Origin of the sequence: Lacisediminihabitans sp., assembly GCF_036569425.1 — a bacterium.
In the GTDB taxonomy this organism is placed as follows: domain Bacteria; phylum Actinomycetota; class Actinomycetes; order Actinomycetales; family Microbacteriaceae; genus Lacisediminihabitans.
The window spans coordinates 1-25549 of record NZ_DATCQQ010000026.1; the positions used below are offsets into that span (position 1 = coordinate 1).

28 protein-coding genes and 1 pseudogene are annotated in these 25549 nt (G+C 65.0%); 14 read left to right on the top strand and 15 right to left on the bottom strand.

What is annotated here, in order from left to right:
• The coding region (locus VIM54_RS04665; RefSeq protein WP_331899576.1) for a hypothetical protein at window positions 1-556 on the top strand (556 nt) is incomplete at its 5' end.
• Complete coding sequence (locus VIM54_RS04670) at window positions 553-774, top strand: DUF2283 domain-containing protein (protein WP_331899578.1); 222 nt, start codon at window positions 553-555, stop codon at window positions 772-774. The genes VIM54_RS04665 and VIM54_RS04670, both read left to right, overlap by 4 nt.
• A gap of 378 nt (window positions 775-1152) precedes the next feature.
• On the opposite strand, the gene VIM54_RS04675 is transcribed toward VIM54_RS04670, so the two are convergent.
• Both VIM54_RS04675 and VIM54_RS04680 read right to left on the bottom strand, forming a co-directional pair.
• Window positions 1153-1656, bottom strand: a complete 504-nt coding sequence (locus VIM54_RS04675; protein WP_331899579.1) for a GNAT family N-acetyltransferase — start codon at window positions 1654-1656, stop codon at window positions 1153-1155.
• 142 nt (window positions 1657-1798) lie between these two features.
• Window positions 1799-2320: a hypothetical protein gene (locus tag VIM54_RS04680; RefSeq protein WP_331899581.1), complete on the bottom strand. Its 522-nt coding sequence runs from the start codon at window positions 2318-2320 to the stop codon at window positions 1799-1801.
• Window positions 2321-2989: 669 nt separating this feature from the next.
• On the opposite strand from VIM54_RS04680, the gene VIM54_RS04685 reads away from it, so the two are divergent.
• Entirely contained in the window at window positions 2990-3190 is a 201-nt protein-coding gene (locus tag VIM54_RS04685; RefSeq protein ID WP_331899583.1) for a hypothetical protein, read from the top strand.
• Between the two features lie 509 nt (window positions 3191-3699).
• On the opposite strand, the gene VIM54_RS04690 is transcribed toward VIM54_RS04685, so the two are convergent.
• A complete protein-coding gene (locus tag VIM54_RS04690) occupies window positions 3700-4338 on the bottom strand; it encodes a hypothetical protein (RefSeq protein ID WP_331899584.1) in 639 nt (212 codons plus the stop codon).
• Window positions 4339-4650: 312 nt separating this feature from the next.
• Between VIM54_RS04690 and VIM54_RS04695 the strand changes: the two genes are divergently transcribed.
• Both VIM54_RS04695 and VIM54_RS04700 read left to right on the top strand, forming a co-directional pair.
• Window positions 4651-5127: a hypothetical protein gene (locus VIM54_RS04695; RefSeq protein ID WP_331899586.1), complete on the top strand. Its 477-nt coding sequence runs from the start codon at window positions 4651-4653 to the stop codon at window positions 5125-5127.
• Window positions 5128-5240: 113 nt separating this feature from the next.
• Entirely contained in the window at window positions 5241-5447 is a 207-nt protein-coding gene (locus tag VIM54_RS04700; RefSeq protein WP_331899588.1) for a hypothetical protein, read from the top strand.
• A gap of 186 nt (window positions 5448-5633) precedes the next feature.
• Here VIM54_RS04700 and VIM54_RS04705 read toward each other — a convergent pair whose 3' ends face one another.
• Both VIM54_RS04705 and VIM54_RS04710 read right to left on the bottom strand, forming a co-directional pair.
• Window positions 5634-6224, bottom strand: a complete 591-nt coding sequence (locus VIM54_RS04705) for a phosphotransferase (RefSeq protein WP_331899590.1) — start codon at window positions 6222-6224, stop codon at window positions 5634-5636.
• Window positions 6225-6730: 506 nt separating this feature from the next.
• Entirely contained in the window at window positions 6731-7381 is a 651-nt protein-coding gene (locus VIM54_RS04710; protein WP_331899592.1) for a TetR/AcrR family transcriptional regulator, read from the bottom strand.
• A gap of 57 nt (window positions 7382-7438) precedes the next feature.
• On the opposite strand from VIM54_RS04710, the gene VIM54_RS04715 reads away from it, so the two are divergent.
• Window positions 7439-8725, top strand: coding sequence for a nucleotide disphospho-sugar-binding domain-containing protein (locus VIM54_RS04715; protein WP_331899593.1), 1287 nt, complete (start codon window positions 7439-7441; stop codon window positions 8723-8725).
• 448 nt (window positions 8726-9173) lie between these two features.
• Here VIM54_RS04715 and VIM54_RS04720 read toward each other — a convergent pair whose 3' ends face one another.
• On the bottom strand, window positions 9174-9998 hold the full coding sequence (locus VIM54_RS04720; RefSeq protein ID WP_331899594.1) for an arginase family protein: 825 nt from the start codon (window positions 9996-9998) through the stop codon (window positions 9174-9176).
• Window positions 9999-10140: 142 nt separating this feature from the next.
• On the opposite strand from VIM54_RS04720, the gene VIM54_RS04725 reads away from it, so the two are divergent.
• Together VIM54_RS04725 and VIM54_RS04730 are read left to right on the top strand one after the other, a co-directional pair.
• A complete protein-coding gene (locus VIM54_RS04725; protein WP_331899596.1) occupies window positions 10141-10566 on the top strand; it encodes an Lrp/AsnC family transcriptional regulator in 426 nt (141 codons plus the stop codon).
• 33 nt (window positions 10567-10599) lie between these two features.
• The gene (locus VIM54_RS04730; RefSeq protein WP_331899598.1) at window positions 10600-11385 is read left to right on the top strand and encodes a hypothetical protein; all 786 of its coding nucleotides are present in this window, start codon (window positions 10600-10602) and stop codon (window positions 11383-11385) included.
• Window positions 11386-11895: 510 nt separating this feature from the next.
• Here VIM54_RS04730 and VIM54_RS04735 read toward each other — a convergent pair.
• Entirely contained in the window at window positions 11896-12672 is a 777-nt protein-coding gene (locus VIM54_RS04735; protein WP_331899600.1) for a helix-turn-helix transcriptional regulator, read from the bottom strand.
• A gap of 127 nt (window positions 12673-12799) precedes the next feature.
• Between VIM54_RS04735 and VIM54_RS04740 the strand changes: the two genes are divergently transcribed.
• The 3 genes and pseudogenes from VIM54_RS04740 (at window position 12800) to VIM54_RS04750 (ending at window position 15631) form a co-directional block, all read left to right on the top strand.
• Window positions 12800-13594, top strand: coding sequence for a class I SAM-dependent methyltransferase (locus tag VIM54_RS04740; protein ID WP_331899602.1), 795 nt, complete (start codon window positions 12800-12802; stop codon window positions 13592-13594).
• 172 nt (window positions 13595-13766) lie between these two features.
• Window positions 13767-14273: pseudogene (locus tag VIM54_RS04745) on the top strand (IS30 family transposase); the annotation flags it as partial.
• A gap of 425 nt (window positions 14274-14698) precedes the next feature.
• The gene (locus tag VIM54_RS04750) at window positions 14699-15631 is read left to right on the top strand and encodes a hypothetical protein (RefSeq protein WP_331899604.1); all 933 of its coding nucleotides are present in this window, start codon (window positions 14699-14701) and stop codon (window positions 15629-15631) included.
• Between the two features lie 8 nt (window positions 15632-15639).
• On the opposite strand, the gene VIM54_RS04755 is transcribed toward VIM54_RS04750, so the two are convergent.
• Window positions 15640-15837 carry a hypothetical protein gene (locus tag VIM54_RS04755; RefSeq protein ID WP_331899605.1) on the bottom strand — a complete coding sequence of 66 codons (198 nt, stop codon included), beginning with the start codon at window positions 15835-15837 and terminating at the stop codon, window positions 15640-15642.
• A 136-nt stretch (window positions 15838-15973) separates the two neighbouring features.
• Window positions 15974-16258 (bottom strand): hypothetical protein, encoded by a 285-nt coding sequence (locus VIM54_RS04760; RefSeq protein WP_331899607.1) that lies wholly within the window; start codon window positions 16256-16258, stop codon window positions 15974-15976.
• A gap of 204 nt (window positions 16259-16462) precedes the next feature.
• Here VIM54_RS04760 and VIM54_RS04765 point away from each other — a divergent pair, with 204 nt between their 5' ends.
• Together VIM54_RS04765 and ligD are read left to right on the top strand one after the other, a co-directional pair.
• Window positions 16463-17239, top strand: a complete 777-nt coding sequence (locus tag VIM54_RS04765) for a hypothetical protein (RefSeq protein WP_331899609.1) — start codon at window positions 16463-16465, stop codon at window positions 17237-17239.
• A 13-nt stretch (window positions 17240-17252) separates the two neighbouring features.
• Window positions 17253-18275 (top strand): non-homologous end-joining DNA ligase, encoded by a 1023-nt coding sequence (ligD, locus tag VIM54_RS04770; RefSeq protein WP_331899610.1) that lies wholly within the window; start codon window positions 17253-17255, stop codon window positions 18273-18275.
• Here the strand turns inward: ligD and VIM54_RS04775 are convergent.
• Both VIM54_RS04775 and VIM54_RS04780 read right to left on the bottom strand, forming a co-directional pair.
• Window positions 18272-19324 (bottom strand): ATP-dependent DNA ligase, encoded by a 1053-nt coding sequence (locus VIM54_RS04775; RefSeq protein ID WP_331899612.1) that lies wholly within the window; start codon window positions 19322-19324, stop codon window positions 18272-18274. The two genes, ligD and VIM54_RS04775, sit on opposite strands and share 4 nt — an antisense overlap.
• 57 nt (window positions 19325-19381) lie before the next feature.
• Complete coding sequence (locus VIM54_RS04780; RefSeq protein ID WP_331899614.1) at window positions 19382-19687, bottom strand: hypothetical protein; 306 nt, start codon at window positions 19685-19687, stop codon at window positions 19382-19384.
• Window positions 19688-19812: 125 nt separating this feature from the next.
• Here VIM54_RS04780 and VIM54_RS04785 point away from each other — a divergent pair, with 125 nt between their 5' ends.
• On the top strand, window positions 19813-19950 hold the full coding sequence (locus VIM54_RS04785) for a hypothetical protein (protein ID WP_331899616.1): 138 nt from the start codon (window positions 19813-19815) through the stop codon (window positions 19948-19950).
• A gap of 100 nt (window positions 19951-20050) precedes the next feature.
• Here the strand turns inward: VIM54_RS04785 and VIM54_RS04790 are convergent, their stop codons facing one another.
• Genes VIM54_RS04790 through VIM54_RS04805 form a run of 4 tightly spaced genes read right to left on the bottom strand, consistent with a single transcriptional unit; the run spans window position 20051 to window position 25417 of the window.
• Window positions 20051-21049 (bottom strand): ABC transporter permease, encoded by a 999-nt coding sequence (locus tag VIM54_RS04790; protein WP_331899618.1) that lies wholly within the window; start codon window positions 21047-21049, stop codon window positions 20051-20053.
• Window positions 21046-22020 (bottom strand): ABC transporter permease, encoded by a 975-nt coding sequence (locus VIM54_RS04795; RefSeq protein WP_331899620.1) that lies wholly within the window; start codon window positions 22018-22020, stop codon window positions 21046-21048. Before VIM54_RS04795 ends, VIM54_RS04790 begins: the two co-directional genes overlap by 4 nt.
• A complete protein-coding gene (locus VIM54_RS04800; protein ID WP_331899622.1) occupies window positions 21972-23765 on the bottom strand; it encodes an ABC transporter ATP-binding protein in 1794 nt (597 codons plus the stop codon). The genes VIM54_RS04795 and VIM54_RS04800 overlap by 49 nt, the downstream gene beginning before the upstream one ends.
• Window positions 23762-25417, bottom strand: coding sequence for an ABC transporter substrate-binding protein (locus VIM54_RS04805; RefSeq protein ID WP_331899624.1), 1656 nt, complete (start codon window positions 25415-25417; stop codon window positions 23762-23764). The genes VIM54_RS04800 and VIM54_RS04805 overlap by 4 nt, the downstream gene beginning before the upstream one ends.
• Between the last annotated feature and the right edge of the window lie 132 nt (window positions 25418-25549).

The window sequence follows — 25549 nt, forward strand, 5'->3', positions numbered from 1 at the left end:
CCAAGTCGGCAACAACTTCGCCAACATGGCATACGGCATCGCCGACACCATCACCTACAACCCTCTCCTCACCCTGTTGGGTGCCTCCAGCTGGAGTGAACTGTGGCGCCACGCACTCGTACCAAACATCGAGTGCTACACCCCCACGAACGGGTTCCATACCTTCGCATCAGTGTGGACTGGGCTAGCAGTTGGCGGAATCGCCGGGGCGATGGGCGCGATCAGCGGCGGGCTCGTTGCTACGGGAACCGGTGGAGCTCGATTCGCGGTGAATGCCGCTGGCGAAGCGACTATGTCGCTTCGGGCTGGTTCGACGTCGCTCGAAGTGTCTGAGCACGCCGCACTACGCTTGACGCAGCGAGGGATTTCGATCGATGAAGCTGAAGCTACACTGGCTCAAGATTCCTTCCAGTACCTACACCAAAATGTCTGGAAGACTGGCTACTACGATTCGACGACGCGCATCTTCCTCGGCTCGGTGAGTGGGAAGGTCACGACTGTGATCAAGGATGCCAGCCTCAAATACATCAACAACCTGAAGGCAGCGAAACCATGAGGGTGACCTACGATGCAGACGTTGACGCGGCATACATCTATCTTGTTGGAGAGATCCCTGCACGCGGCGTAGCCCGAACCATTCCAGTGGATCCGAGTGAGATCAACGGGATGATCAACCTAGATTTCAGCGCTGAGGGTTTACTGGTAGGAATCGAAGTTCTCGACGCGAGCCGCTTCATTAGCCCGGAGCTGCTGCGGTCTGATTCTCCATCTTGACCTTCCCTCGACTACTGCTCTCCAGGGCGAGCCCAAATTCCCTATTTCGCTAGTCCCAGTTGGGTCTACCTGTTGTGTCTGCTGAGCGGGCCCGATCGTGATCTTGACCGGGCAGCAGCCGTAACATCGCCTCGTAAGGGAGCCGACTTCCCTGAGGCGAATGCGAGGTGGAACGGTTGGGCGTCCATTGGGCGGTTTCGTTAGCGGCGGTCGTCTGCGGCGCCCTGATTAGATCACTTAGCCGTCTCGAAAGCGGTTCGACTGGAGGGAACTGCCTCGCAGACCGTTCCCAAGTGACACAGCATCGGCCCGCTCGGCAGCGGCGTGGAACGGCAAGGGATCTGCCGCAAGCCGTTGGTGGCTCGGACTTGAGCCTTGTCAGCGGATCTCCGGCACTGCGTACTTGAATCCCACGTGCGACGCCGTAAAGCCGAGCCGTTCATAGAACCGGTGCGCATCGACGCGTGCGGCGTCAGAGGTGAGCTGAACGAGTTGGGCACCGAAAGTCGGAGCATTGTCCACAGCCCAACGAATCATTGCTCCGCCAATTCCGCGGCTCCTCTGATCAGAGCGAACCCGGACGGCCTCGATCTGTAAGCGGGAGGACCCGACTCGAGCAAGTCCTGGAATGATGGTGAGCTGCATCGTGCCAAGCACCTCGCCCTCAATCGACGTCGCGACAAGCAGCTGCTGGGCCGGATCTTCATCGATTGCGGCGAAAGCTCGCTCGTATGCCGGACGGTCCTCCGATCGACCGGTGTCGCCTCGGGAGGCACTGATCGGATCATCTGCGAGAAGCCCAAGAATTGCCGACAAATCGTTTCGCGTAGCACGCCGGAGTACCGCCGAGCCAGAGGACAGGGTGAGCGTGACGTCGACCATCCTTCGAGTATCCCAAACGCTCAGTTCCAGAGCGGACAGCCTTCGCGGCGAACCTGCCCCGCAAGCCGTTCTGCTTGCGGGCATCCTGGCCGACTTTCCCCAGCGGCCAACAGTCGGATGGCTCTATAGGGTAGGGCGGCTCTCATAGAGCGGACCGTGGGGCGAGTAGGAATATGCTGCCCGTGATCAGCTGGACTGCGACCAAGGCCAGTGTCAGCGCCAGTCGGGGCCACAGAGTTCGGCTCCAGTTCGCGGCCAGAATGGGGATCGATCCGATGAGCGCGCTGACGATGTAGTTCTTGACCGATCCTGAGTAGAAGTCTTCGATTTCTGCTCTACTCGCCCGGTAGAACTCTCCGTAGTGATAAAGCCCAGCTTCGAAGTACCACATCGCTGCGCAGACCAGGATGCCGAGCGGGAGCGCCCACAGGAGATGCCTGGGGTTCGGTGGGGACCGATGCTGGTTCTCAGACAACACGTCCCTGTCGGCCAACATGTCCCTGTCGGCCCAACGGCGTCCAAGAAACCGATACGAGATCACGAAAACCGCAGTCAATGCCACCCAAAACCATGGAGCGAGAAAGAACCACGAGACGATAGATACGACGAGGATAAAGATCCAGCCGCGCCCAGCGGACCGCGTGCGAGCGGACGTCGCATTCATCGGTGTATCCGTGGTGCGGGCAAACAGACCTCTTGGCGTCATTGGCGAGAACCTCCGATATAGACACTGGAATCGGCCGAAAGTGGCCCGTAAGACGGTTCACTTGCGGTACGCGCGAGGTGGCTGATCAAAGCGGCGGTTCCGTTTCCGTTGTCGGTGCGCGCAAGTATTTGTTCAGCGCGCGGATTCCGAGCACTCCAACCCAGATCCCTATGACCAGAAGCGCAATCAACGGTGCGTAAATCAAGAGGGGCAGAATCGGAAACATTGAGTACATCTCTTTATTCTGGCCTACGCGATCTCATCGCGACTATATCGACGGCCAGTACATTTCCATGGTCCACTTTGCGTTCGCCGTTAGGGGTTCCCTGATCGGGATGTATTTGCTTGTCCTTGCAATGGCGTTTTCCTAATCTTTACTCATGGCCCTTTATCTTGAGGAGATTGTCCAGGCAGACGCGTTCGCCACGTCGGGGGCAGTGAACCTTGGCTAAAACAGCAGGTGCAAACAATCGGACGGGATTCAGCAGATCGGCGCTACACCTAATCTGGACGCTGCCGCTCGCGCTTCTGATCGGATACCCGCTCTGGTTTGCGGCCCGGTTGGGCTGGTGCGGCTACGGCGGATGCTTCGGCTCGCACGAGCCGGATCAGCAGGCGAACCTTGTAATGGGCATCGGCCTCGCGATACTGTGCGCACTGCTGGTGATCGCCGCAATCACGATCCCACCATGGTTCCACCCGTGGTGGGTGCGACTGATCGCGGCGATCGTGCTTGCGGTTGCAGTCTCCTACGTCTTCGGGTGGGGGCGCGCGCCGTCGGTCATCCCCTTCCTACCCACGATCCCGTTCGGCGGCATCCAGTTCTGACTACGCTCAGATCCGGCGGTAGTCCGCGTCACTGACGTGCTCGAGCGAGGTGGCGTCCACACATCACCTACTTGGGGCTATAGGAACCGCGCACTGGCGGAGCTCAACCGGAGACGTATGTTGGGCTGCCATCGGCCGTCATCAGCTCTCGGAACCCACGACTGTTCAATCCATGCACCCGGGGGAGCGGGTTGAATTTCGCACTGATCAAGTTCTCCGGGTGGGTTGCTCTCCTCGGGGTACTTGCGGTCTTAGTGATATGTGTTGGGCTAAGTCCGGAAATACAAGCGCGCTCGGCCGACTTGGTGGATTCCCCTCGCGGGGATTGGGCATCACTGCTTGTAATGCTCGTATCGATCGGTCTACTCCAGTGAGGAGTGGGACCGATAACCGGATAGCGCGCTTCCCTGCGCCCAGGATCGCCCGCGAAGGGTCCGGCTTGCGGACGCTGGTGCGTGCGTTTATGAAGACACATCAATCGCCGTCATCGGTGGCGAGCGCGCCAGTGGCTAGTCTCGCCGCGATCTGAGCGCCCGCCGGTTGGGAAGGACATTCTCAAGGCCGGAGCCGAAGCTCGGTTCAAGGCTTTGCGCTGTCGCGGTGAGGTCGGCAATTATTCGTGCGCCCGGATAGGTGTTCCAATCTGGATACAGCCCCTCATACCTGTACCTGTCGAACTCGTTCCAGTAGCTCACGCACTGTCGACAGAGTCGTGAAAAGTGATCCTCGTTCGCAATCAAATAGGCGGCAAAGTGCGACCCGAATTCCCCTGGTAGCCGACCTTCGAGTACCTGCAGGATCTCCACCACGTATTCGCCAACGGCTTCGACGAGATACGGGACCGACCATGGGCGAGGCTCGCGCAACAGTGCCTCAATGCTTAGTTGCCGCAAGTACCCGTCATGGCTTCTAGCGCCGAGGCAGGCGGCAACGATCGCGCCGTCGTCCGAACCTCCGATTGCGGCATCGACCAGCTCAACGGAATAGTAGACCCGCCGTGGCACGATGAGCGTTGCGCCCTCGAACTGGACAGGTATGGGGCTGAGCAAGGTACTCAGAAACGCTGATGCTGCCAGGCTCTCGATAACTTCGAGATTGTTGGCGACGATCTCATCGGGGAACGCGTGGGCTGTCTCGAGACTTGCCACGGCGACAACTTTCTGTTTCCACGAAGGCGTGGAGAGTCAGCCTAGTCTTCCCAGCGACCGGTGTGCCTTGTTTCAAATCACGAGATCTAGCGAAGGCAGCCATCCGTGTGAGGGAGTCCCAATTGCCCTTCCCAAAAGACACAGCATCGGCACGTTCGGTCGTTGCGGGGGTTGGCCCCAGAGTTGTCGCGCGGGCCGTCCCGGCTACGGCCGGAACCACAGCGAGGCACGCTGAGTTCGCCACTGGCTTAAGCGGAAGTAGACAGCCTGCCTATGCCGAGGAGGTGATGAGCCGTGCCATACAGTGGCCTCATGCCAGCGGACCGATCTACATTTCCTCCCGGGACGCCGAGGCGTTTCCGGATCATCCCAGACGACTACCACGTGCCTTATGCGGGGATTACGGGCGACGGTAAGCAGTTCTTCCTGAGCAATGAGCTGTTCGGTGGCGACACGGCCGGGGTGACGTCGTTCATCGGGCTGTTCCTCTGGAACGCGGACGGAAGTTTCGAGTCGGTGGAAGTCGACGCTGTGAGGCGACCAGAGGGGATCCCGCTGATGCAGGCGGTCGCCGCTGGCTCAGAGGAAGCAATGAATCTCGCCCTTCAGAGACTTGGTAACTACGTCCTCGAATCGATCGAGGTCGAGCCCTTCGCGGTGGACGTTGAAGGGGTGACGTTTGGGTTTGTCCCAGAGAACATTGGAGACGAAGAGGTCTCCATCAATGTGCAGCCGGGCGACTTCATCGCGTACTACGAGCCCTGGGACGGGGAAGACTACGACACCTAACGGCGGCGCCGCAACTCCTGCTGAAAAGTGGAAGACGATTCGCAGAAACCTCGCTCCGCATCGCTCGTGATAATGGTCCGGCTAGTGAGCCGAATCGAACTAAGGGGATCGGGGTGAAGGTCGCGGCACTGCTGGGTGGACTTCTTGAAGTCGCAGTTGGCCTTCTCTGGATTCTGGGGCGTCGGAGGATTGCATCGAACCTTCCCGCTGCTCGCAAGCCGTCATGGCGGGTGTCGCCGGGATCGGTCGCTGCGGTCGGGGCCATTTTTGTATGCCTTGGCCTGTTCTTGATTGGATTCTGGGGCTTCCTGATTTCGTGACCAGGAACTTCTTCCGAGTGGTTCTCGCTGGCATGAAACCCAAGCGCAATCGGCCTACCCCACGACCTTCCCCAAGATGTCATCGATTCGGAGTCTGTCGAAGGTCCGGCATCCGGTCCATACGAAGAGCTGGTCCGTTCGACCTCGGCAGAGCAGCGCTCGTGGCGGCCAGGCTCTCGCCTGGTGTCACATTCGGGACCTGAGCACGTCGATCTCGCAACCTGGCCGGAACGGGTCGAAGCCGTGCTCAATCAGCCAGCGAATCGCCAGCAGGCTTCTCAGAGACCACCACGCCCGAATCACGTCGAGGTCCGCGTCGCCTCCGTAGCCAGCGATGACATCTTCGAGGTGCTCCTCGCGTCCGAGCGTCAACGTGGCGAGATCGAAAAGGGGGTCACCCGGCCCTGCCTCAGACCAGTCGATAACGCCTACGATGACGTCACCGTCGATGAAGACGTGGGAACTCTGCAGGTCGCCATGCACGAATACCGGGGCAAACGGCCGGAACGTGGCCTCGGCAATCTGGCGATTGCGCGTAACAATATCGGCCGGAAGGACGTCTCTCGCGACGAGCCACTCGCATTCACCGTCGAGGTCCGCTGTGGCGCCCTCGTGGCGTTTGGCGGGCCATGGTGGCAGCGGTGCGTCGTGGAGCGTCCGTACGGCGGCGCCAGCCGCTGCCCACGCCGCTGAGGAGGCGGTCGATGGTTCGCCGAGACGGCCGAGCGCGAATCCCGGGAGCGCGGCGAGTGCGAGGACGTGCGGCTTCCGCCACAAGATCTGCGGAGTCGGGGATCGGGGCAAGCGCCATAGCTTCAGCCTCGGTGTCAGTGTTCGTCGGATCAGCGTCGATCTTCAAGAACGAGTCTCCGACTCGCACTGTCACTCGCTCGTGATGGGCGACGACGACCTCGACCTCATTCATGTCGGCCATTGTCGCACTTCGGATGCAAATGACGGGCGGTAGGCGTTCCTGATACGGGAACACGTTAGGAGCAACGGTCAGCCGGGCGTGGAGCGCCTTGGCGGTTCAAACTTGGCCCAATTGATCGGAGCACATTGACCCACCGCGGTGTCGACTCTCGTCGGCAAAACGCGATGAAGTAGTGGGTGAAATGTAGGCAGCGCGCGTAGGGGGTCCGGATGAAACGGGTCCTCAATCCAGGACCTGCGAGCTTTCAGGTCTGCAACTTACCCATCGCTTAGTGCCCACATCCAGGCTCGACTAGGGCGCTTACCCATGTTGATTTCAAGCAGCCCAACCGTTACGTAGGCCCCGAAAATCAGCTCATTCGAGTCGGCTGGCCGTCGAGGATCAGCAGTTGGATGCTTTGTAGTAACCATTCTTGATAGCGCTCTAGAGGCCATCCGGAGTCCTCGACGAAGTAGAGGAATGATTCCTCGGCGGTCAGGAAACCAAGCACGTCTGCGGCGATGTTCTGGTTGGAGGGGTCGACCAGCCCGCGGCTTGCGAACCAGCCGGCGCCGAGTGCGAGATCGGCTCGGCGCCGAGCATCCTGGGCGGATGCCGCTGCCCGCACTTGGGGATCGGCATCGGCCGCCGTCCGCATGGCACGCCAGATGCCGGCCCCCCGGGCGTTGGCCTCGACGACGAACGCGACGAAACGGGTCAGTGCGACCGTCGAGTCCGGCTCGGCAAGGATCTGCGCCATTGCCGGGCGTTCGAGTAGCGAGTGTGCGCCTTCGTCGCCAGCGAACGCGTGCTCCCACGCCGCGAGCAGCAGGGACGACTTCGGCCCGGCCAGGTGCACCGATTGCACCGAGACGCCCGCTTCTGCCGCAATCGCCCGCATCGGCGTTGCGAAGTAGCCGTCGCGAGCGAACAAGCGTCCCGCCGCGGTGATGATCCGCTCCCGAGTCTCGGCAGCGTCGCGGTCCCGGACGCTCGAATTGTATGTGCGGGAAATTGACACATTCGCTCCTAAAGTCGGTTAGAGTGTCGCTCTAGCGAATTATACAGGAGCGTTCGGATGGCGACTTACCTGATCTGCAGCACGCCGGTTCTCGGCCATGTCGCACCGATGCTCGGCATCGGCCGCCATCTCGTCTCCCGCGGTCATCAGGTGATTGTCCTGACGGGGAGCCGCTTCGCCGATCAGGTAACCTCTCTCGGGATCGAGTTCCGGGCGCTGTCGGGTCTTGCGGACTTCGACGACCGGGACCTCGACAGCCATCTCCCCGACCGGGCGAAATACCGTGGGTTCGCCCAGATTCAATACGACATCCAGACCATGTTCGTGAACACCATTCCTGCCCAGTTCGCGGCCGTCCGGGCGATCCTCGAGGCCGATGCGCCGGATGCGATCCTCGTCGACTCGGCATTCGTTGGAGCAGCGCCGCTACTCCTTGACGGCGCCGCGGTACGGCCAGCCGTCCTCGGGGTGGGGGTGGTCCCGCTCAGTCAGTCCAGCCGGGATGTCGCCCCATACGGAATGGGCCTGGCGCCCTCCTCAAGCGCGCTCGGCAGGCTTCGCAACCGCGGCCTCAACCTGCTGGCAGCAAAAGTGCTCTTTCGCAAAACACAACGCTCAGCGGAGCGTATCTTTGCCGCGATCGGTGGGCCGCCGCTTGAACAGTTCATCATGGACGTTTCCGGCGCCTACGACAGGTTCCTTCAGCTCAATGCGAGAGAGTTCGAATACCCTCGCAGCGATCTCGCCGCGAACACCAGCTTTGTCGGGCCGGTGCTGCCACTGCCGGCCAAGATGCCGATGCCTGACTGGTGGGGCGAACTGGACGGTTCGCGGCCCGTCGTCCACGTCACCCAGGGCACCATCGATAACCACGACCTGACGCGGCTGATCCGTCCGACAGTCGAGGGACTAGCCGACAGTGACGTCATTGTCGTCGTGAGCACCGGAGGCCGTCCCATCAACGACGTCGGTCCTGTGGCCCCTAACGTTCGGCTGGCAGAATTTCTGCCCTACGATTTACTGCTGCCGCTCACCGACGTGTATGTGACGAATGGCGGATTCGGCGGCGTTCAGTACGCGCTCAGCCACGGAGTGCCCATGGTCGTTGCAGGAGACACCGAAGACAAGCCCGAGGTCGCGGCCCGGGTGAGTTGGTCAGGCACAGGGATCAACCTGCGCACCGGCAAACCAACAGCCGAGGCCGTTCGGAACGCCGCACACCGCGTGCTCGCAGAGCCGCAGTTCCGAGGCCGAGCAGCCGAAATGGCGGAGGCGATCGCAGGGTACTCGGCCCTCACCTCGGTCGAAAACGCTCTGGCCGATGCGATCGCGATGCGATCATAGAACCACCCGTGGCCGATCGAGCCGACCACCGCACCCGTTTACTCCGGTCGATGCCCGCCGGGATCAGGCCACCGCACTTCTCATGCTGGTGGTGGCCGCGATCGCCGATAGTCAAACGGAGCTCGCGGGCCGACTGCTTGATAGAGCTCAGCCAGAGTCGCCGGACAATACCGCTGCGGAGGTGTCGAGCTGTATGGGGATGGCATTGGGGTTACTCGATGACTGGTTGTCGGGCCAGCATCCGGACGCGCCCAAGAACCTAGTCGACGACGTTCGCCTTCCGGCCGGGCACTTGTTTGGAGAGCGGGCCGCGTCAAGCGGCCGGAAGCGTTCCGTTTTCGGGCTGCCCGCTGAGGGTTCCGTCTTACGGGCGCACAGCTCGACGCCTACCCGAGCAACATTCTCCTGGCACCAAACATGCGGCAGGACTGGAGGGACGAGAAGGCCCCTATCGCGCGAGGGCTCGGAGCAGCGGTTCTAGGGCGCCGGTGACGAGTCGCGCTGGCTCGTCCGAGGCTAGACGATGTCGCACGCCAGCGGTTTCAAGTTCGCCGATTTCGAGCCCCACGACCTCAGTGTGGGCAAGGGCTCGGGCACACGCGGACAGCTGCGCAAGGGACATGCCTTCGGGGACGGCGTAGTCGGTGGGTACAGTCCCTGGTTCGAGGACGTCGCAGTCGACGTGGACGTAGACGGGCCGGCCTGCGATCGTTCGCAGAAGATTCCCTGCCATGTCCTCATCGACGGGTATCAGGGCAATGCGGCCTGCGTCTATGACGTCTTGTTCTGGGCGGTCGATGTCTCGCGTGCCGGCGAGGATCGCGTTCGCTTCCGCGAGCCCGCTTCCCAGTCCCGAGTTCCAGAGCCCAAGCGGCCCGGCTAGCGCGAGCCCGCCGAGGTATCCGGTGCTTGAGTTCTGTGGGGTGTTGAGATCGGCGTGGGCGTCGAACCAGACCACCACGGCGTCGGGACGGTGCTTGGCGACCATGGGCAGGGTAGCCAGAGCTACGGCGCACCGGCTGAGTACCGTCACCGGGGACTGACCAGCAGTTAGGAGCCTGTCGTAGTGGGCGGACATCTGTAGCAATGCAGGAAGCGCAGAGGCGAGTTCTGTATCCCAGTTCGCAGAGAGCGCCGGTTGGGGTTCGCCGATCACCATGGCGTTGATGCGAAGACGCTCCCCGAGGACGGTTGTGAGGAGCGGGGTCGCTTGCATGGCGCGGTCGTTGTGGTCGCCAGCGCGGGCGGCGAAGTGGGTGAGAGCGATAGGCACTGCATGTCCTTATGGGTCAGTCGGCGCACCGAACGTGGCGCATGCCCACGCTAGAGACCATCGATGTGGTCGCGCAATCGACAAACTGCATACAGACTGCGGTCTGGTTAATCAGTGTGACGGGCGCGCTTAGGCTGATTGTGTGATTGACGACCTTGACCGACAGCTGATCTCCCTGTTACGCAGCCAGTCAAGGACGCCTGTCGCGGCCATCGCACGCGAGCTGGGTGTCAACAGATCCACAGTGACGGCCCGCATAGACTCGCTCACCCGCTCGGGCGTGATCGAGTCGTTCACCATCAGGTTGAGCGATGAGATCGACCGCGACTCTGTTCGAGCGATCACCCTCGTCCTCAGCGAGCCCCAACGCGGGCAGGATGTCGTCCGGACCATCCGAGGCTTCCCCGAAGTCGAGCGTTTGCACTCGACACTAGGCACGTGGGACCTCGTCGTGCAGCTCCGAGCATCAACAATGGCCGAGTTCGATGCGGCTCTGGAACGGATACGAGCTATCCCTGGCGTGAGGGACACGCAGACAAGTCTGCTCGTCAACTCTCTCACCGGGTAGTGAATAGCGGACTCCAGACTCGGGGCGAAGTACATGCCCGGAGAGGGATCGGTCTACGCGGGCGGTAACCTCACACTCAACTCGGCCCCCAAGGTCACCGGCAGCGTGATCGCAGGTGGTGACATCTCAATGCAGTCCACAGCGACCATCGGAAAGGACGCCGTCGCGGGCGGCACTTTCAGCTCAAACGACGGTCAGACTGTCGCACAGCTGAAGACGACTGGAGCTCTGGGCGGTGACGCCTACCCGGGCTCCACGGTACCGGCAGTGTCGGGAGACCTGCCGCCGCAGACCACCCCGGCCGACTACACGACCGGCCAGACACTCACCTGGACCCAGTTGATGAACCAGACTGCTCAAGCCAATAACGCCCCGAGCTGGTCGCAAGGGCTCACCTCAAACCCAGGATGCACGATGGCGTCGTGGGGATCGAGCGTCAATGGGTCAACCGTTTCGATCTCCGGGAACACTCTGGTCGACGCGACCGGTTCGGGATGTGCCACAGTTGCCTTGCAATCAATGACCGTGAAACTGAGGGGTGATTTGACGATCTATGCGAACGGGTTCTCGACGATCAACGGGACGAGCTTCGTCTCCGGGGACGGAGCAGTGCACCGGGTCAGTCTCGTGACGACCGGCCCGCGCGGATGCAGCACATCCGGCAACGTTTCGCTCTCGAACAACACGACGTTGAGTTCGTCACTGCTCAGTGTCGATGCCGCCGGAAAGCTCACAATCGACGGGACAGTTGATGTCAATGGCAAGGTCACTGCGGGTTGCTTCACCGGATCTGGCGCCGGTGTGGTTGGAGCGCACTAGATGAAACTGCAGGAGCTCTACCGGTCCCCTCCGAAAAGGAGCCACCTATGCTGGGCGCTCCCACTTGGCGTTTTGGTCTGCGCAGCGATGTGGTTCTTCGAAGTTTGGGTGTATGACTTCGGCTACTACCGTGCAAATAGATCAGAGATCGACTCGTTGTACGCAGGGGCGGTTAAGAACTACATCGTCAGCGCGCTCATCGGATCAATCCCGATTCTGGTCGCGAACTGGAGCCGAACTCTGTGGCCCCGCCTGGCGGTGACACTGGCGTTGGTTGCCGTCCAGCTGATCACGGGCAACATATTCGTACTCGCCCCCCGGGGCGCCTGAACTCGGGCGGGGGTGAATTTCGCGTTCTCACCGCCGCCTATGAAGCGCAAGGGGTTCCGCCTGCGGGCACCGGCCGAAGTGATAAAGGCGCTCAAATCTGTCTCGGCAAGCACAGTGAATTGCGGCCCGTTGATCGTCCTGCTTGCGGGCAGCAAGCCGGGATGTTCGCCAGGGCACTTCCTAGGTCCCCGGTAGCCAGAGGGTCATGCGGAGCCCGTCTTCGGGGAGGTGGAGCACTTCGTATCGTCGAGCGATGGTGTCGCCGTCCGTCGCGCGAATGTGCTTGATGGAGGTGCGCCGTCGCTCGACGATGTGCTCGCTCCACCATTCCTCGAAAAGTGCACTGTGCTCACGCAATTCCGCAACGAGCGCCTGCAGTTCGGGGTCGTGCAGGTTGTCGGCGTTGGCGGCCCGAAGGTGGGCGACTGCCCCGCGTGCGATCTCTTCCCACTCGAGGAAGATCTCTCGCGCGCGGGGGTTGGTCATCAGGTAGCGGCAGGTGTTCCGCTGCCGGGGTGAGATGTCTGCGAAGCCGTCATAGAGTGTGAGTCCTTCGGGGTTCGCTGCGAGCATGTTGCTCAGCCGATCTAAGACATATGCGGGGTTGGGTCGAACTGCCTCAACCAAGGTCGCCATGCGCTCGGCGAGCAAGCCTTCATCCCCATGCGGGTTTCGCGCTAGCGAAGGGTTCGGTCCGCGAACGCGGTAGAGGTGTTCTGTGGCGTCGGGCGCTAGGTGGAGTACTCGGGCGAGGGCGTCCAAGACGGCGTCGCTGGGGTGGTTTTCGCGGCCTTGCTCGAGACGCGTGTAATAGTCAACGCTGATCCCTGCGGCGGTGGAGACCTCTTCTCGCCGCAGGCCGGTGACGCGTCGTCGGCCGCTCTCGTGGCGGGTCGGGGACCCCAGGCTGGCGTCAGCACGTCGGGCCCGAAGGAATTCGCCAAGCTCGTTGGACACGGAGCAACCTCCTCGGAATCCGCCCGGTGGGTGGGTGCAGGGCTCATAGGAAGACTACGGTCTTCCTACCCGCCACCCTTCCGCAGAGACTGAAGATTGAAGAACTCGACGATCTGAAGGAGGTCCCGTGGCGGGTTACACACACGGTTATCACGAATCCGTATTGCGGTCCCATCGTTCGCGCACTGCGGAGAATTCCGCCGCGTATTTGCTTCCGCTGCTGCGGTCCACCGATAGCCTGCTCGATGTTGGAGCGGGTCCTGGCACGATCACCGCGGATCTTGCTGGACTTGTCGCGGAGGTCACCGCAACGGAGATTGGGCCTGATGAATTGCAACTCTCCCAGGCGACTGCGGTGGAGCGGGGCACGGCCAATATCGACTTCCGAGTCGCGGACATTCATGCCCTCGAGTTCGACGACGGGAGTTTCGACGTCTCTCACGCACATCAGGTGTTGCAGCACATCGCCGATCCGGTCCAAGCCCTGCGCGAGATGGCTCGCGTCACTCGGCCCGGTGGCATCGTGGCAGTGCGCGACAGCGATTACAGCGGATTCTGCTGGTGGCCGCGGATGCCCGAACTTGATACATGGCTCGATCTCTACCGAACCGCCGCCCGCGCCAACGGGGGTGAACCGGATGCCGGACGCCAGCTACTCTCCTGGGCTCACGCTGCCGGGCTCACTGACGTCACGGCAACTTCAAGCACCTGGTGCTACGCCACCCCGACCGAGCGTGCCTGGTGGGGAGGAATGTGGGCTGACCGCATCGTAAATTCAGCGATCGCGCGTCAAATCACCGATTCCGGCCTTGCCACAAAGATGGAGCTGCAAGAAATCAGCGGCGCATGGACGAAATGGGCAACAGATGATGACGGCTGGTTCTCCATTCTCCACGGCGAGATCATCTGCCGGGTGAAGTGAACCGCAATCGTCGTCGGCGGACCTAATCCCTTGGGCCGGCCGGCCGCCCAGCGGCTGCCGTACCTCAACGCCTGGGAAAGCTGATTCGTCTGACCCCACGTCGAATGCCAGGAACGATTTGAGCGCTACTACCGAATCGCGCGCTGGTCCGCGCCCGCAACGGTTCCGCGGCATGGTGATGATCTCCGACCGGCCACCCGAGATTGAAGACCGGGCCGTTCCCGGCCACTGGGAAGGTGATCTGATCATCGGTTCGACATCGACGAAGTCTGCGATCGGAACCCTCGTCGAGCGGACCAGCGGGTATCTGATGCTCCTACACCTCCCCGGCGACCACACCGCCCGCACCGTCGCGGGCGCGATGATCGCGGCGATGAATACCCTTCCTGAACAGCTGCGCCGGTCGGTGACCTGGGATCAGGGAGCGGAGATGTCCCGACACCAGGAGATCACCATGGCGACCGGCATGCCGATCTACTTCTGCGATCCGCACTCGCCCTGGCAGCGCGGCAGCAACGAGAACACTAACGGGCTCCTGCGCGAATACTTCCCGAAGGGCACCGACCTGTCCTTCCACGGACCCGGGATCCTCGAAAACGTTGCCGCGGAACTCAACCACCGCCCTCGCAAACGCCACGGCTACCTCACCCCAGCAGAAGTCCTCGCCACGCTAATCTCGAACCCATCAAATCAAAACCGGTGTTGCAGACACCGCTTGAATCCGCCCGTCTCGAAACGCATGGGATACGAGACGGCGGGCCAGCTGCAGAGTCTCGTGGAGTCAGCTCGATGCGCGCCACCTAACGATCACAGAATGCCGCCAAAGAGCGCCGAAAGTCACAGGCCGGGTGGGCGATCGTCGGCGGAAATCCGGCGCGCTTCCTGCGGGATCGCCGGGCGCCGAAGACGCCGGCGCCGCACGACGGGCTCGCCCGGCGGTCTGGCTGACTTCGCCGACCGCGCGCGAGCGCACGCGGACGCGATCATCGAGAGGAGCTGGGAACCCGACGTTCTCTCGGCGAACGGCGAGACCCCCGGCCGCTACGTCGACGCACCGGGTGCGCCGGCGTCGCTGCGCCCGCACGCGACGCCGTGGAGATCGGAATGCTGCTGAACGGGCGTCCGCCCGTGCAACTGGATGCGGCCGAGCACATCCGGAGGCTGCGCCAGAACCAGGACCCCGTCACCGGCCTCACACCGGATGTCGACGGCGACGGACGCCACGGCACAGCTCCGACCGGATTCACCGATGGGGCCGCCCAATACCACCTGCTGAGCCACGGCTACGCGCTCGACCTCCTCGGGTCGAGCCTCGAGCATCCGATCCGAGCGGTCGCGCGGATGACCCAGGCCGACATCGTCGAGTTCTGCGAGACCCAGCCCTGGGCGTCGGCCGGCTGGTCGTCCGGCGCGGCGATCGACAGCCTCGGCACGTCCCTGTTCCGCAACCTGGCACGGGGGGACGGCGACGATCGGGCGACGCGGCGCAACCTGGACACCCTGGTCGGCTGGCTGCACACCCACGCCTCTCGCGACACCGGGATGTGGAGTGCGGCACGGCTGTCAGGCGGCCTCCTGCAACCCGTGAACGGCATCTACCGCGCCTCGCGGGGCACGTTCGCCCAATTCGGCCTGCCGATTCCGCGCGCCGAGCGGGTGATCGACACGGTGTTCGGCCGCCGCGCGGACGACCGCCACTTCGGGCCGGGGCGAACGACCGCCTGCAACATGCTCGACGTGGCGCATCCGCTCTGGCTGGCGCGGCACACGGCACATCGTCGCGAGGAGGTTCGCGCCTTCGCCGCCGAGAGCATCGACCGGATTCTCGGCCAGTGGATGCCGGATGCCGGGTTCGGGTTCCGGTTCGCTCCGCTGAGCGAGCCGAACGCCGTCGAGCACGTGCCTGGTCTCAAGGGCACCGAAATGTGGCTCGCCACCGTCTGGTACCTCGCCGACCTCGTGGGAATCGCCGAATCACTCGGCTATCGCCCCCGAGGGGTGCACCGTCCGGAACCGGCCCACGACCTCGGCCGGTGAATGCCGGCTCAGTCGCCGCGCAGCTTTTCCTTGGCCTCGTTGCGGCGGTTAACCGACTCGCGCTCCGCCTCGGCCTGTTTCACCTTCGCGTCCGCCTTGAGCTCGGCGGCCCTGTCTTCCACCGTGTCTACGGCGTCCTCCACGGCTCGGGCTGCGCGCGTGGCGGCGGCCTCCGCTGTCTCCTTGGCGTCTTCGATGAATCCCATGGCGATCTCCTCTTTCTCTCGGGTGCCCGAGGCCGGCCCACAGCAGAGGGCCCTCGGTAGAGGGTAGGACGCCGATGGCACGTGGAGACGTGCCGAAGGTCCCACCCCCGCCCGAGGGCGAAGCCGGGGCTGCTGGTTAGCCCTGGTCGCTGATCGCGAAGTGGACGGAGCCGTCGTCCTCGGTCTTGGCGTCGAGGATCTTGCCGTCGAGCGCGATGGCCGCGTTCTGCTCGAGGAAGACCTTGGCCCCGTCGCTCTCCACGACGGTGTCGTCGGGCTCCGGTGCCGGGGTGATCGCGACGGAGAACTCCGTGCCGCCGATGGGCTCGGTGCTGATGCGCAGGCCCGCCGCGTCTGCGTCTGCATTGCGCTCGGCGATGGTCTTGACGGCGGTGCTGGCTGAATGCGTGAGTGTAAGCATGGTTATTCCCTCTCGGTTGCCTGCGGTTGAAGGGGGCCACGCTTCCGCATCCGCCGCGGTCGTGCAAGCCCTGAGGGGGGACTGTGCGGCAATTCACACCTTCGCCGGAGCTTCGGAAACGCCCACTGTCGGCCGACCCGATCGTTTCCGCCGCCCGCGCACCAGTACCCTCGATAGGGTACCGACCGATGGGAAACCGACTCTGTGACTGATTTCAGCTTGCGCCTGCCGAGCACGCGGTTCCGCGCCGTGCTCAACCTCGGCGAAAAGCGTGCGGCATCCGTCGCCCTGCCCCCACGCTTCTCCAAGCCGGAGCTGTTCGCCGACTGGGACGACGACGAGGCGACGAGCGCGATCTATGTCGCCTTCGACGACGGTCAGCTTCACCTGGAGTGCCGAGGGTCGGACGTCGCGTACCACTTTCACCGCGGGGAGGACGAGGCCAGTGACACGAGCCCGTGGCCGGCCGAGGACACCGCGGTGCTGATGGAGTGGGGCACGACCCTCGCCCTCGGCTTTCACGAACTGATGCCGGATCTGATGGATGAGATCGAGGAGGCGGGCGCCTGGCACGATGCCGGGTACTCGATCTACGTCTGCGAGACCGAGCCTGCCCAACTCGACCTGCTCGAGGTGGAGGTGGAGGGGGAGCTGCTCACCCTGCCCTGGCTCGGGGCCGGACACGTCGACAACGAGCACATCGACGGCGACAACCACCCGATCGTGCTGCTCTGGACCCCGGGGACGGACGACCCAGACCAGCCGATCGCCGAGGCCTGGCTGGACCCGAAGACCGAACACCCGGTGACCCGCGCCCTGCCCGGCGTGGACTGGAACGCGGTGGGCCTGCCGGCCGACGAGGTGCAGTCCTGGCTCGAGGGGATCTACCTCAATCACCATGTGATTCCCGACGCCCAGAGCGCGCTGCTCGCCGCGGTGCTGGAGCGGATGGCGGGGGTCGACGGCGTCGACGCGTCCTGAGTACGTTGGTCACATGGCCAGCGAAGCAGTCACCCTCACCGTCGACGGACCGCACGGCGCCCGGGAGGTACGCATTTCGAGTCCCGGGCGCATGCTCTGGCCCGAGCCCGGCATCACCAAGCTCGACCTCGCCCGCTACATCGTGGAGGTCGGCGCCGCCTTTGTGACGTCGAACGGTGACCGACCGGTGTCCCTCCAGCGCTTCCCAGACGGCATCGACGGCGAGCAGTTCTTCTCCAAGAACCCTCCCAAGGGTGCCCCGGAGTATGTGCGGGCGGTGACGGTCGTCTACCCGAGCGGGCGCAGCCATCCGCAACTCGTGATCGACGAACCGGCCGGCGCGGTCTGGGCCGTCCAGATGAACACCGTGGTGTTTCACCCGTGGCCGTCACGCGCCGAGAACTCCGACAATCCGGATGAACTGCGCATCGATCTCGACCCGCAGCCCGGCACCGACTTCGACGATGCGATTCCCGCCGCGATCGAGCTGAGGTCGATTCTCGCCGAGGCGGGACTCACCGCGTTCGTGAAGACCTCGGGAAACCGCGGCTTGCACGTGTTTGCCCCGATCGAGCCGGTGCACGAGTTTCTCGAGGTGCGCCATGCGGTGATCGCCGCCGTGCGCGAACTCGAGCGGCGGATGCCCCAGAAGGTGACGACCGCGTGGTGGAAGGAGGAGCGCGGCGAACGCATCTTCCTCGATTTCAACCAGGCCAATCGGGACCGCACCATGGCCGGGGCATACAGCCCGCGCGCCATCGCCCACGCGCCGGTGTCGTGCCCGCTTGACTGGGATGAGATGGAGAACGCCGATCCGAAACGCTTCACGATCGGGACCGTGCCAGAGCGGCTCAGGACCACGGGCGACCCGTGGGCCGGGATGCACGACGAGCCGGGCACGATCGACGGCCTTCTCGGCTGGTGGGCGAGGGATGCGACCGCCGGTCTCGGCGAGCTGCCGTTCCCGCCCGACTTTCCGAAGATGCCGGGGGAGCCGCCGCGCGTGCAGCCCAGTCGGGCGCGCACGCGGCCCTAGGAGAGGACTTCGGCGAGGTCGTAGGCGATCGGGCGCTCGAGCTGATCGAAGGTGCAGGAGCTCGCGTCGCGGTCGGGGCGCCAGCGAAAGAACTGCGCGGTGTGGCGAAAGCGCGCGCCCTCCATCTGGTCGTAGCGCACCTCGGCGACGAGAGTGGGCCGCAGCCGCACGAAGGACACGTCCTTGCCGGCGGAGAACCGGCTGCGCTCCGTCTCCCCCCTCACCAACTCGCCCGAGTCGTCCCGCTTCACGAGCGGCGCGAGTTCGTCGATCAGTTCGAGCCGGCGGGCGTCGCTGAACGCGGATGCCCCGCCCACGTTGCGCAGGACCCCGTCGTCGTCGTAGAGGCCGAGCAGAAGCGAGCCGACCCCGCTGCCGCTCGCATGCAGGCGATAGCCGAGCACCACGACATCCGCCGTCCGGTGATGTTTGGCCTTGAGCATGAGGCGCTTGCCCGGGGCGTAGGCGGCGGCCAGCGGCTTGGCAACGACGCCGTCGAGGCCGGCGCCCTCGAATTCCACCAGCCAACGGCGGGCGGTGTCGACGCTGTCGGTGGAGCGGGTGAGGTGGATCGGGTCGCGCAGTTCGGCGGCGAGCGTCTCGAGGCCCGCTCGCCGCACGCTGAACGGCTCGTCGAGGTATTCGCGGTCGCCGAGGGAGAGCAGGTCGAACGCCACGAACGCCGCCGGCGTCTGCCGGGAGAGCGTGAGCACGCGGCTCGCGGCCGGATGGATGCGGGCGGAGAGTGCCTCCCAGTCCAGTCGTTCGTGCCCGGGCTCGCCGGTTCGCACGACGATCTCACCGTCGAGCACGCACGGCGCCGAGAGCTGTTCGAGGAAGGCCGCTTCGAGCTCCGGGAAGTAGCGGGTGAGCATCCTGGACCCCCGGCTGCCGATCTGGCAGGTCTCGCCGTCGAAGTAGACGATGGCGCGGAAGCCGTCCCACTTCGGCTCGTAGCTGAGCCCGCCCGGCACGGTCGCGGGGTCTGGCACGCCGTCGACGGCCTTCGCGAGCATGGGGGAGATCGGGGTGGCGGACGAGAGTGTCATGGTCCGATCCTGCCTGAGCAGTGGGCGTAGCGACAGGGGGATCCGTGAGACCGAGGCTCAGTCGCTGGCGCGCAGCCGGAACTCCGCCTCGCTGACCTGGCGGCCGTCGAGCCACCACTGGTGGTGACCGTCCGGGCAGTGGACGGCCGGTCCGTCTTCGCGGTGTTCGCGCCCGTTGCGATGCCAGCTTCTCGAGCCGTCGGCACCGACGAAGGACGGCCCGTCCTCCCGATGCAGCTGCCCGCGCAGCAGGTAGGACACATTGCCGTTCGGCCACGTGACCACCTGGTCGTACCCGCCCGTCGGGTGAGGTGATTCGAGTCGGTTGGCACGGGGTCGGGGCACCGAATAGTCGATCGTCATCATCTAGAGTCTGCACCGAGTACGAATGTTTGTCATGTTCCCCATACGGGGGGTGGGGACCCTTGTGCTGACGGCGAACATCGCCCAGAGGGCCGCCCGCGAGGCGCACTAACAGATCGTGGCGAATGACGAGGTTGATGTATGCGCACTCCCGCACGGTCGTGGACGTGGCCGAGCGGGTTCTGCCGAGCGTCGCGAGCCTGCGGGTGAGCGGCCCGCGCGGGCAGGGGCTTGTCGAGTTCGGCGACGTCGGCCGTGGCTGACAGAACGAGCACGGCTCGCCGTTGCGCTGACGTGGGCATTGCGGCCTCCAGGGGTGCGCCGACCGCCGACGACCGGCCCGCCACGCTCGAATTTACCCGGTCAGACCCGCGCTTTCACTCGCGGATCGATGAGGCCGTAGACGAGGTCGACCGCGAAATTCGCGAGCACGATGAGGAACGCGGCGAAGAGGGTGAAGCCTACGACGACCTGCAGGTCGAGGGTGTGCACAGCGTCGATGAGCAGGGCTCCGAGGCCCTGCATCGAGAACACCTTCTCGGTGATGACCGCGCCGCCGAGGAGGCCGCCGAGGTCGAGCCCGAAGATCGTCACGACGGGGATGAGCGCGTTGCGGAGGCCGTGGCGCACCACCACTCGGGACTCGGTGAGACCCTTCGCCCGGGCGGTGCGGATGTAGTCCTCGCCCATCACCTCGAGCATCTGGCCCCTCGTGAGCCTGGCGTAGACGGCACCGCTGATGAACGCGAGGGTGAACCACGGCAACACCAGGTGGCTGAGCCACTGGAGCGGGTCGTCGCCGAACGCGACGTAGCCGCCTGAGGGGAGCAGGTGGAGGGTGAAGGAGAAGAACAGGATCGCGAGGAGCCCCACGAGGTAGCTCGGCGCGGACACCCCGGCGATGGCGACGGTCATGATGCCGCGGTCGATCGCGGTTCCGCGGGTGAGTGCCGAGGCGACACCGCTGCCGACGCCGACGACGAGCCAGACCACGGCGGCACCGACGGCGATGGAGGCGGTGACCGGGAATCGGGAGACGATGAGGTCGGTCACCGTGGTGTTGAGCTGGAACGAGTAGCCGAAGCACGGGCTCCCGCACGTCACGGCCCCCGCCCCGCTGCCGTAGGTGCGGCCGGCGACGATCCCGCGCAGGAAGTCCCAGAACTGCTGGTACCACGGCAGGTCGTAGCCCATGAATTGTTTCACCCTGGCGAGGTTTTCCGGCGTGCACGGTTTGCCGCAGCTCAGCTGAGCGGGGTTGGTGGGCAGCAGGTAGAAGATCGCATAGGTGATCGCGGCGATGGCCAGCAGCACCATGAGCATCCCGGCGATCCGGTAGGCCACGAATCCGGCGGTCTTCATCGAGGCACCGCCCCCCGCCGAGGATCGAGCGCATCCCGCAGGCCGTCCCCGACCACGTTGAAGGCGAGGGTGACCAGGAACAGCGCGGCCCCGGGGAAGACGAGGTAGATGGGATCGGTCTGCACCCAGGTGACGGCGTCGCCGATCGTTCGACCCCAGGACGGGGTCGGGGGAGGCACGCCGACGCCGAGGAACGACAGCGCCGCCTCCACGCCGATCATGCTCGGGATGGAGATGGTCGCGAACACGATGATGGTCGCGCTTACGTTCGGCAGGACCTGGTGCGCGATGATGTGCCACGGCCCGGCACCCATCGCGTTCGAGGCGACGACGAAGTTGCGTTCGCGCAGGGAGAGGGTCTGGCCGCGCACCACCCTGGCGATGGACGGCCAGCCGAAGAACCCGATCACGAGGATGATGAGCAGCGGTTTGGGGAAGCTCGTCGGCACGATCGCGGTGAGCGAGATCATGAAGACGAGACTCGGGAAGCCGAAGAGCACGTCGATCACCCGGCTCAGGGTGCGGTCGTACCAGCCGCCGAAAAAGCCCGTCGTGATGCCGACGAGCACGCCGACGACAACGGCAAGCACCGTCGCGCTCACGCTCACGAGTATGGACGTGCGCGAGCCGAAGACCACGATGGCGAAGAGGTCGCGGCCGGTGAGCGGTTCGACGCCGAACCAGTGGGCGAAACTGATGCCCCCGCCGAAACCGAGCGGGGAGCCCGAGTCGTCGAGCCTGTCCAGATGGTAGGTGTACGGATTCTGCCCGCTGATCGCGGTGAGCGGCCCCGCGAAGACGGCGGCAACCACGAACAGCCCGATCACGACCAGCCCGGCGGTTGCCCAGCGATCGGCCCTGAGCCGGCCCGCTACCCGGCGCAGCCCCGTCGGCGCGTCGACACGCGCGGACCCGACGGCGGTCACGAGGCGCCGCCCGACGCGCTCGGCGCGAGGGAGAGTGCGCGCCACGCCTCGCGTCGCGCGCGCTGGTCGACGGGGTCGGCCACGGGCGCCGCCGCCAGCAGGCGCCGGGTGTAGTCGTCGGCGGGGGAGCGCAGCACGAGCGCCGCCGCTCCGCTCTCCACGATCCGGCCGCGGTGCATCACCGCGACCTCGTCGACGAGTTCGTGCACCACGGCGAGGTCGTGGCTGATGAACAGGCACGCGAACCCGAGTCGGCCCTGCAGGTCGCGCAGCAGATCGAGCACGAGGGCCTGAACGGACACGTCGAGCGCGCTCGTCGGTTCGTCGGCGATGAGCAGCGCGGGCCCCAGCGCGATTGCCCTCGCGATCGCGACCCGCTGGCGCTGCCCGCCGGACAGTTCATGCTGGTAGCGACCGGCGGTGTCTGTCGGCAGTTGCACGGCGTCGAGCAGCTCGGCCACGCGCGCTCGCTGCCCCGCCCGGCCGAGGCTCGAGTGCAGCCGGAGAGGTTCGCCGATGCTCTGCTCGATCGTGAATCGCGGGTTCAGGGACGAGGCTGGGTCCTGGAACACGTACCCGATGCGCGCCCGGGCCGAGCGAAGCGTGCGGGCGGATGCCGCCCCGAGGTCGACCCCGGCGACGTCGATCGACCCGGCCGCGAGCGGAACGAGCCCGGCAATGGCGCGACCGACCGTGGACTTTCCCGATCCCGATTCACCGACGAGGCCGAGACTCCGCCCCGCCCGGATGCCGAGCGACACCCCGTCGACGGCCTTGGTGCCGGTGCGCCGCCAACCGCGCCGGCCGTAGATGACATCCGCGTTCGAGAGCGTGACGGCGGCTGGGGTGCTGGCCGGCGTCGCGAGGGCCGGCGGGGGTTCGGCCGCGCGATCCTTGAGGACGACCCGGTCCGTGCCCGGGCTGTCGGGGCCCAGGGAATCGGGGGTCAGGGAATCGAGGGCCAGGGAATCGAGGGCCAGGGAATCGAGGCGGGGCACGGCGGCGAGCAACGCCCTGGTGTACTCCTCGGTGGGCCGGGAGAAGAGGGTGCCGACGTCCGCGCGTTCGACGACCGCCCCGTCCCGCATCACGACGACGTCGTCCGCGAGGTCGGCGACGACTCCCATGTCGTGGGTGATCAGCAGCACCGCCATCCCGGACCGGTCGCGCAACTGCCGGATGAGGTCCAGGATCCCGGCCTGAACCGTCACGTCGAGGGCAGTCGTCGGCTCGTCGGCGATGAGCACCGCCGGGTCGCCGGAGATGGCCGTGGCGATCATCGCCCGCTGGAGCTGGCCACCGGAGAGCTCGTGCGGAAACGCCCGAAGCACCCGCCGTGGGTCGTCGATCCCGACCGAGTCGAGAAGATCGACGATTGCCGCGTCGACGGAGGCTCGCCCGAGGCCCTTCGAATGCGCCCTGAGCGCCTCGCCGATCTGGGCGCCGATTGACAGCACGGGGTTGAAGGCGCTCATCGGCTCCTGGAAGATCGTTCCGATGCCGCCGCCGCGGATCTCCCGCAGCCGGGCGGGGTCGGCGCCCAGCAACTCCTCGTCGCCCAGGCGGATGCTGCCGGTGACGCGGGCGTTGCGGGGGAGCAGCCCGAGCGTCGACATTGCGGTGACGCTCTTGCCCGACCCGGATTCGCCAACCAGGGCGAGCACCCGACCGCGCCGCAGCTCGAAACTCACGTCATCGACCACGGCGTGGTCGGCGTCTGGTGTGGCGCCGGTGAACGAGATCGAGACCCCGTCCACCGACAGCACGACCGGTGCCGATCCGTCGGTCATTTCGCGAGCGAGAGGGTGAGGTAGTTCGGGTAGGCCGGGAACGACGCGACGAAGAAGTTCTTCACGTTCGATCCGCGCAGGAACGACTGCTTCGCGTAGCTCAGCGGCACCACCGGGGCATCCTGCATGATCCGCCTGTCGGCCTTCGCCCACAGCGCCTGGGCCGCCTTGTGGTCCACCTCGGCGGTGGCCTTCGCGATGAGGGCGTCGACCTCCTGGCTTGAGTACCGTGCGACGTTGTTGCGGCCCTCGCCGATCTCGCTCGACGCGAAGAGGGGCTGGATGTTGCTGTTCGCGCTCGGGAAGTCGGGCTGCCAGCTGTACAGGGCGAGGTCGTAGCTCGCGTCGGTGGCCGTCGCGTCGGAGTAGAACGAGTTCTCGTCTTCCGAGTTGATGGTGACGGTGATCCCGGCCCGCTGGATTCCCTGCTGGATCGCCTGCGCCTTGGCGAGGGATGCGGCGTCGTTCTGCACGAGGAGCGTGAGGGACAACCCGCTCGACTGGCCGGCCTTCGCCAGCAGCGCCTTCGCCTTCTTCACGTCGCCATCCGCGCCTGCCGGATAGAGATCGTAGGCCTGGCGACCGGCGATCCCGGGGGTGATCAGCGTCGTCGCGGCCTCTCCGGCCGCCGCGCCTCCCGAGGCGATGAGGTAGGCCTTCCTGTCGACGGCGTATTCGATCGCCTTGCGCACGTCGAGGTCCTTGAGAGCGCCGCGCTGCGTATTCAGGGCGAGGTAGGAGAGCGGTCCGGCCTGGGAGGTCGCGAGGCGCGCCTTCGCGGCCGGGTCGCGGTTCACCTGGGCCAGTTGGGCAGCGCCGAGGAAGGCAGCGCCGAATGCCGCCTTGGTGTCGCCGGCGTCGGAGATGAGGCTCTGCGCCGTGGTGCTCGGATCCTGGCTCATGCGAAAGACCACGGAGTCGGGCCCGGCCGCTCGCACGGTGTCGGTCTTCGCGCTCCAGTACTTGTTTCGGGTGAGGGTGAGCGCGGTTCCCTGTTTGTTCGACGCCACCTGGTACGGACCGGAGGCGACGGGATCCTGGCCGTAGGTGGCCGGGTTGTCCTTCGCCTTGGGCACCGGTGCGAAGGCCGGCATGGAGGCGATCCACGGCCAGTCGCCGTAGGCGCCGGTGAGATGGAACACGATCGACTTCGGGGTCGGAGTCTCGATCGACGCGAGGGCGGATCCCGAGTACGGGCCGTGATAGTCCGCTCCGCCGACGAGCAGAGACTTGTGATAGCTGAGACCGCCGGAGAGCTCGTCGGCGAACGACCGCTCGATGCCGTACTTGATGTCGGCGGTGGTGATGGGAGAGCCGTCGGCGAACTTCAGACCGTCCTTGAGGGTGAAGGTCCAGGTCTTGCCGCCATCGCTCGGGGTTCCGGTGGTGGTCGCGAGGTCCGGCACGACGGTCGCCGGCTTGCCGGCACGGATGTCCCAGGTCGTCAGGCGGCGCTCGATCAGTCCCAGCGTGGTGATCGCGAGGTTCTGGCTCTTGGCCGGGTCGAGGTCGATCTTGGTGCTCGGGGTGAGGATCGTGAGCGTGCCGCCCTTGCTCGCGCCCGCCGCCGTGCCGCCCGAGGCGGACGAGCACCCGGTGATGAGTAGTAACGCTGCGATCGCGACGACTCCCGCGCGTGTGAGATTCTTCATTTCCTGACCTCTGTCTGTTGTTTTCGTGCTGTTCGTTCTCATGTCGTGGCGCGGGCACACCGCACATGAGGAATCCGCTGTCCGTCTGGCAAGCGTCTGCGCCGACGTGATCCCCGAACCCCGGGGGCAATG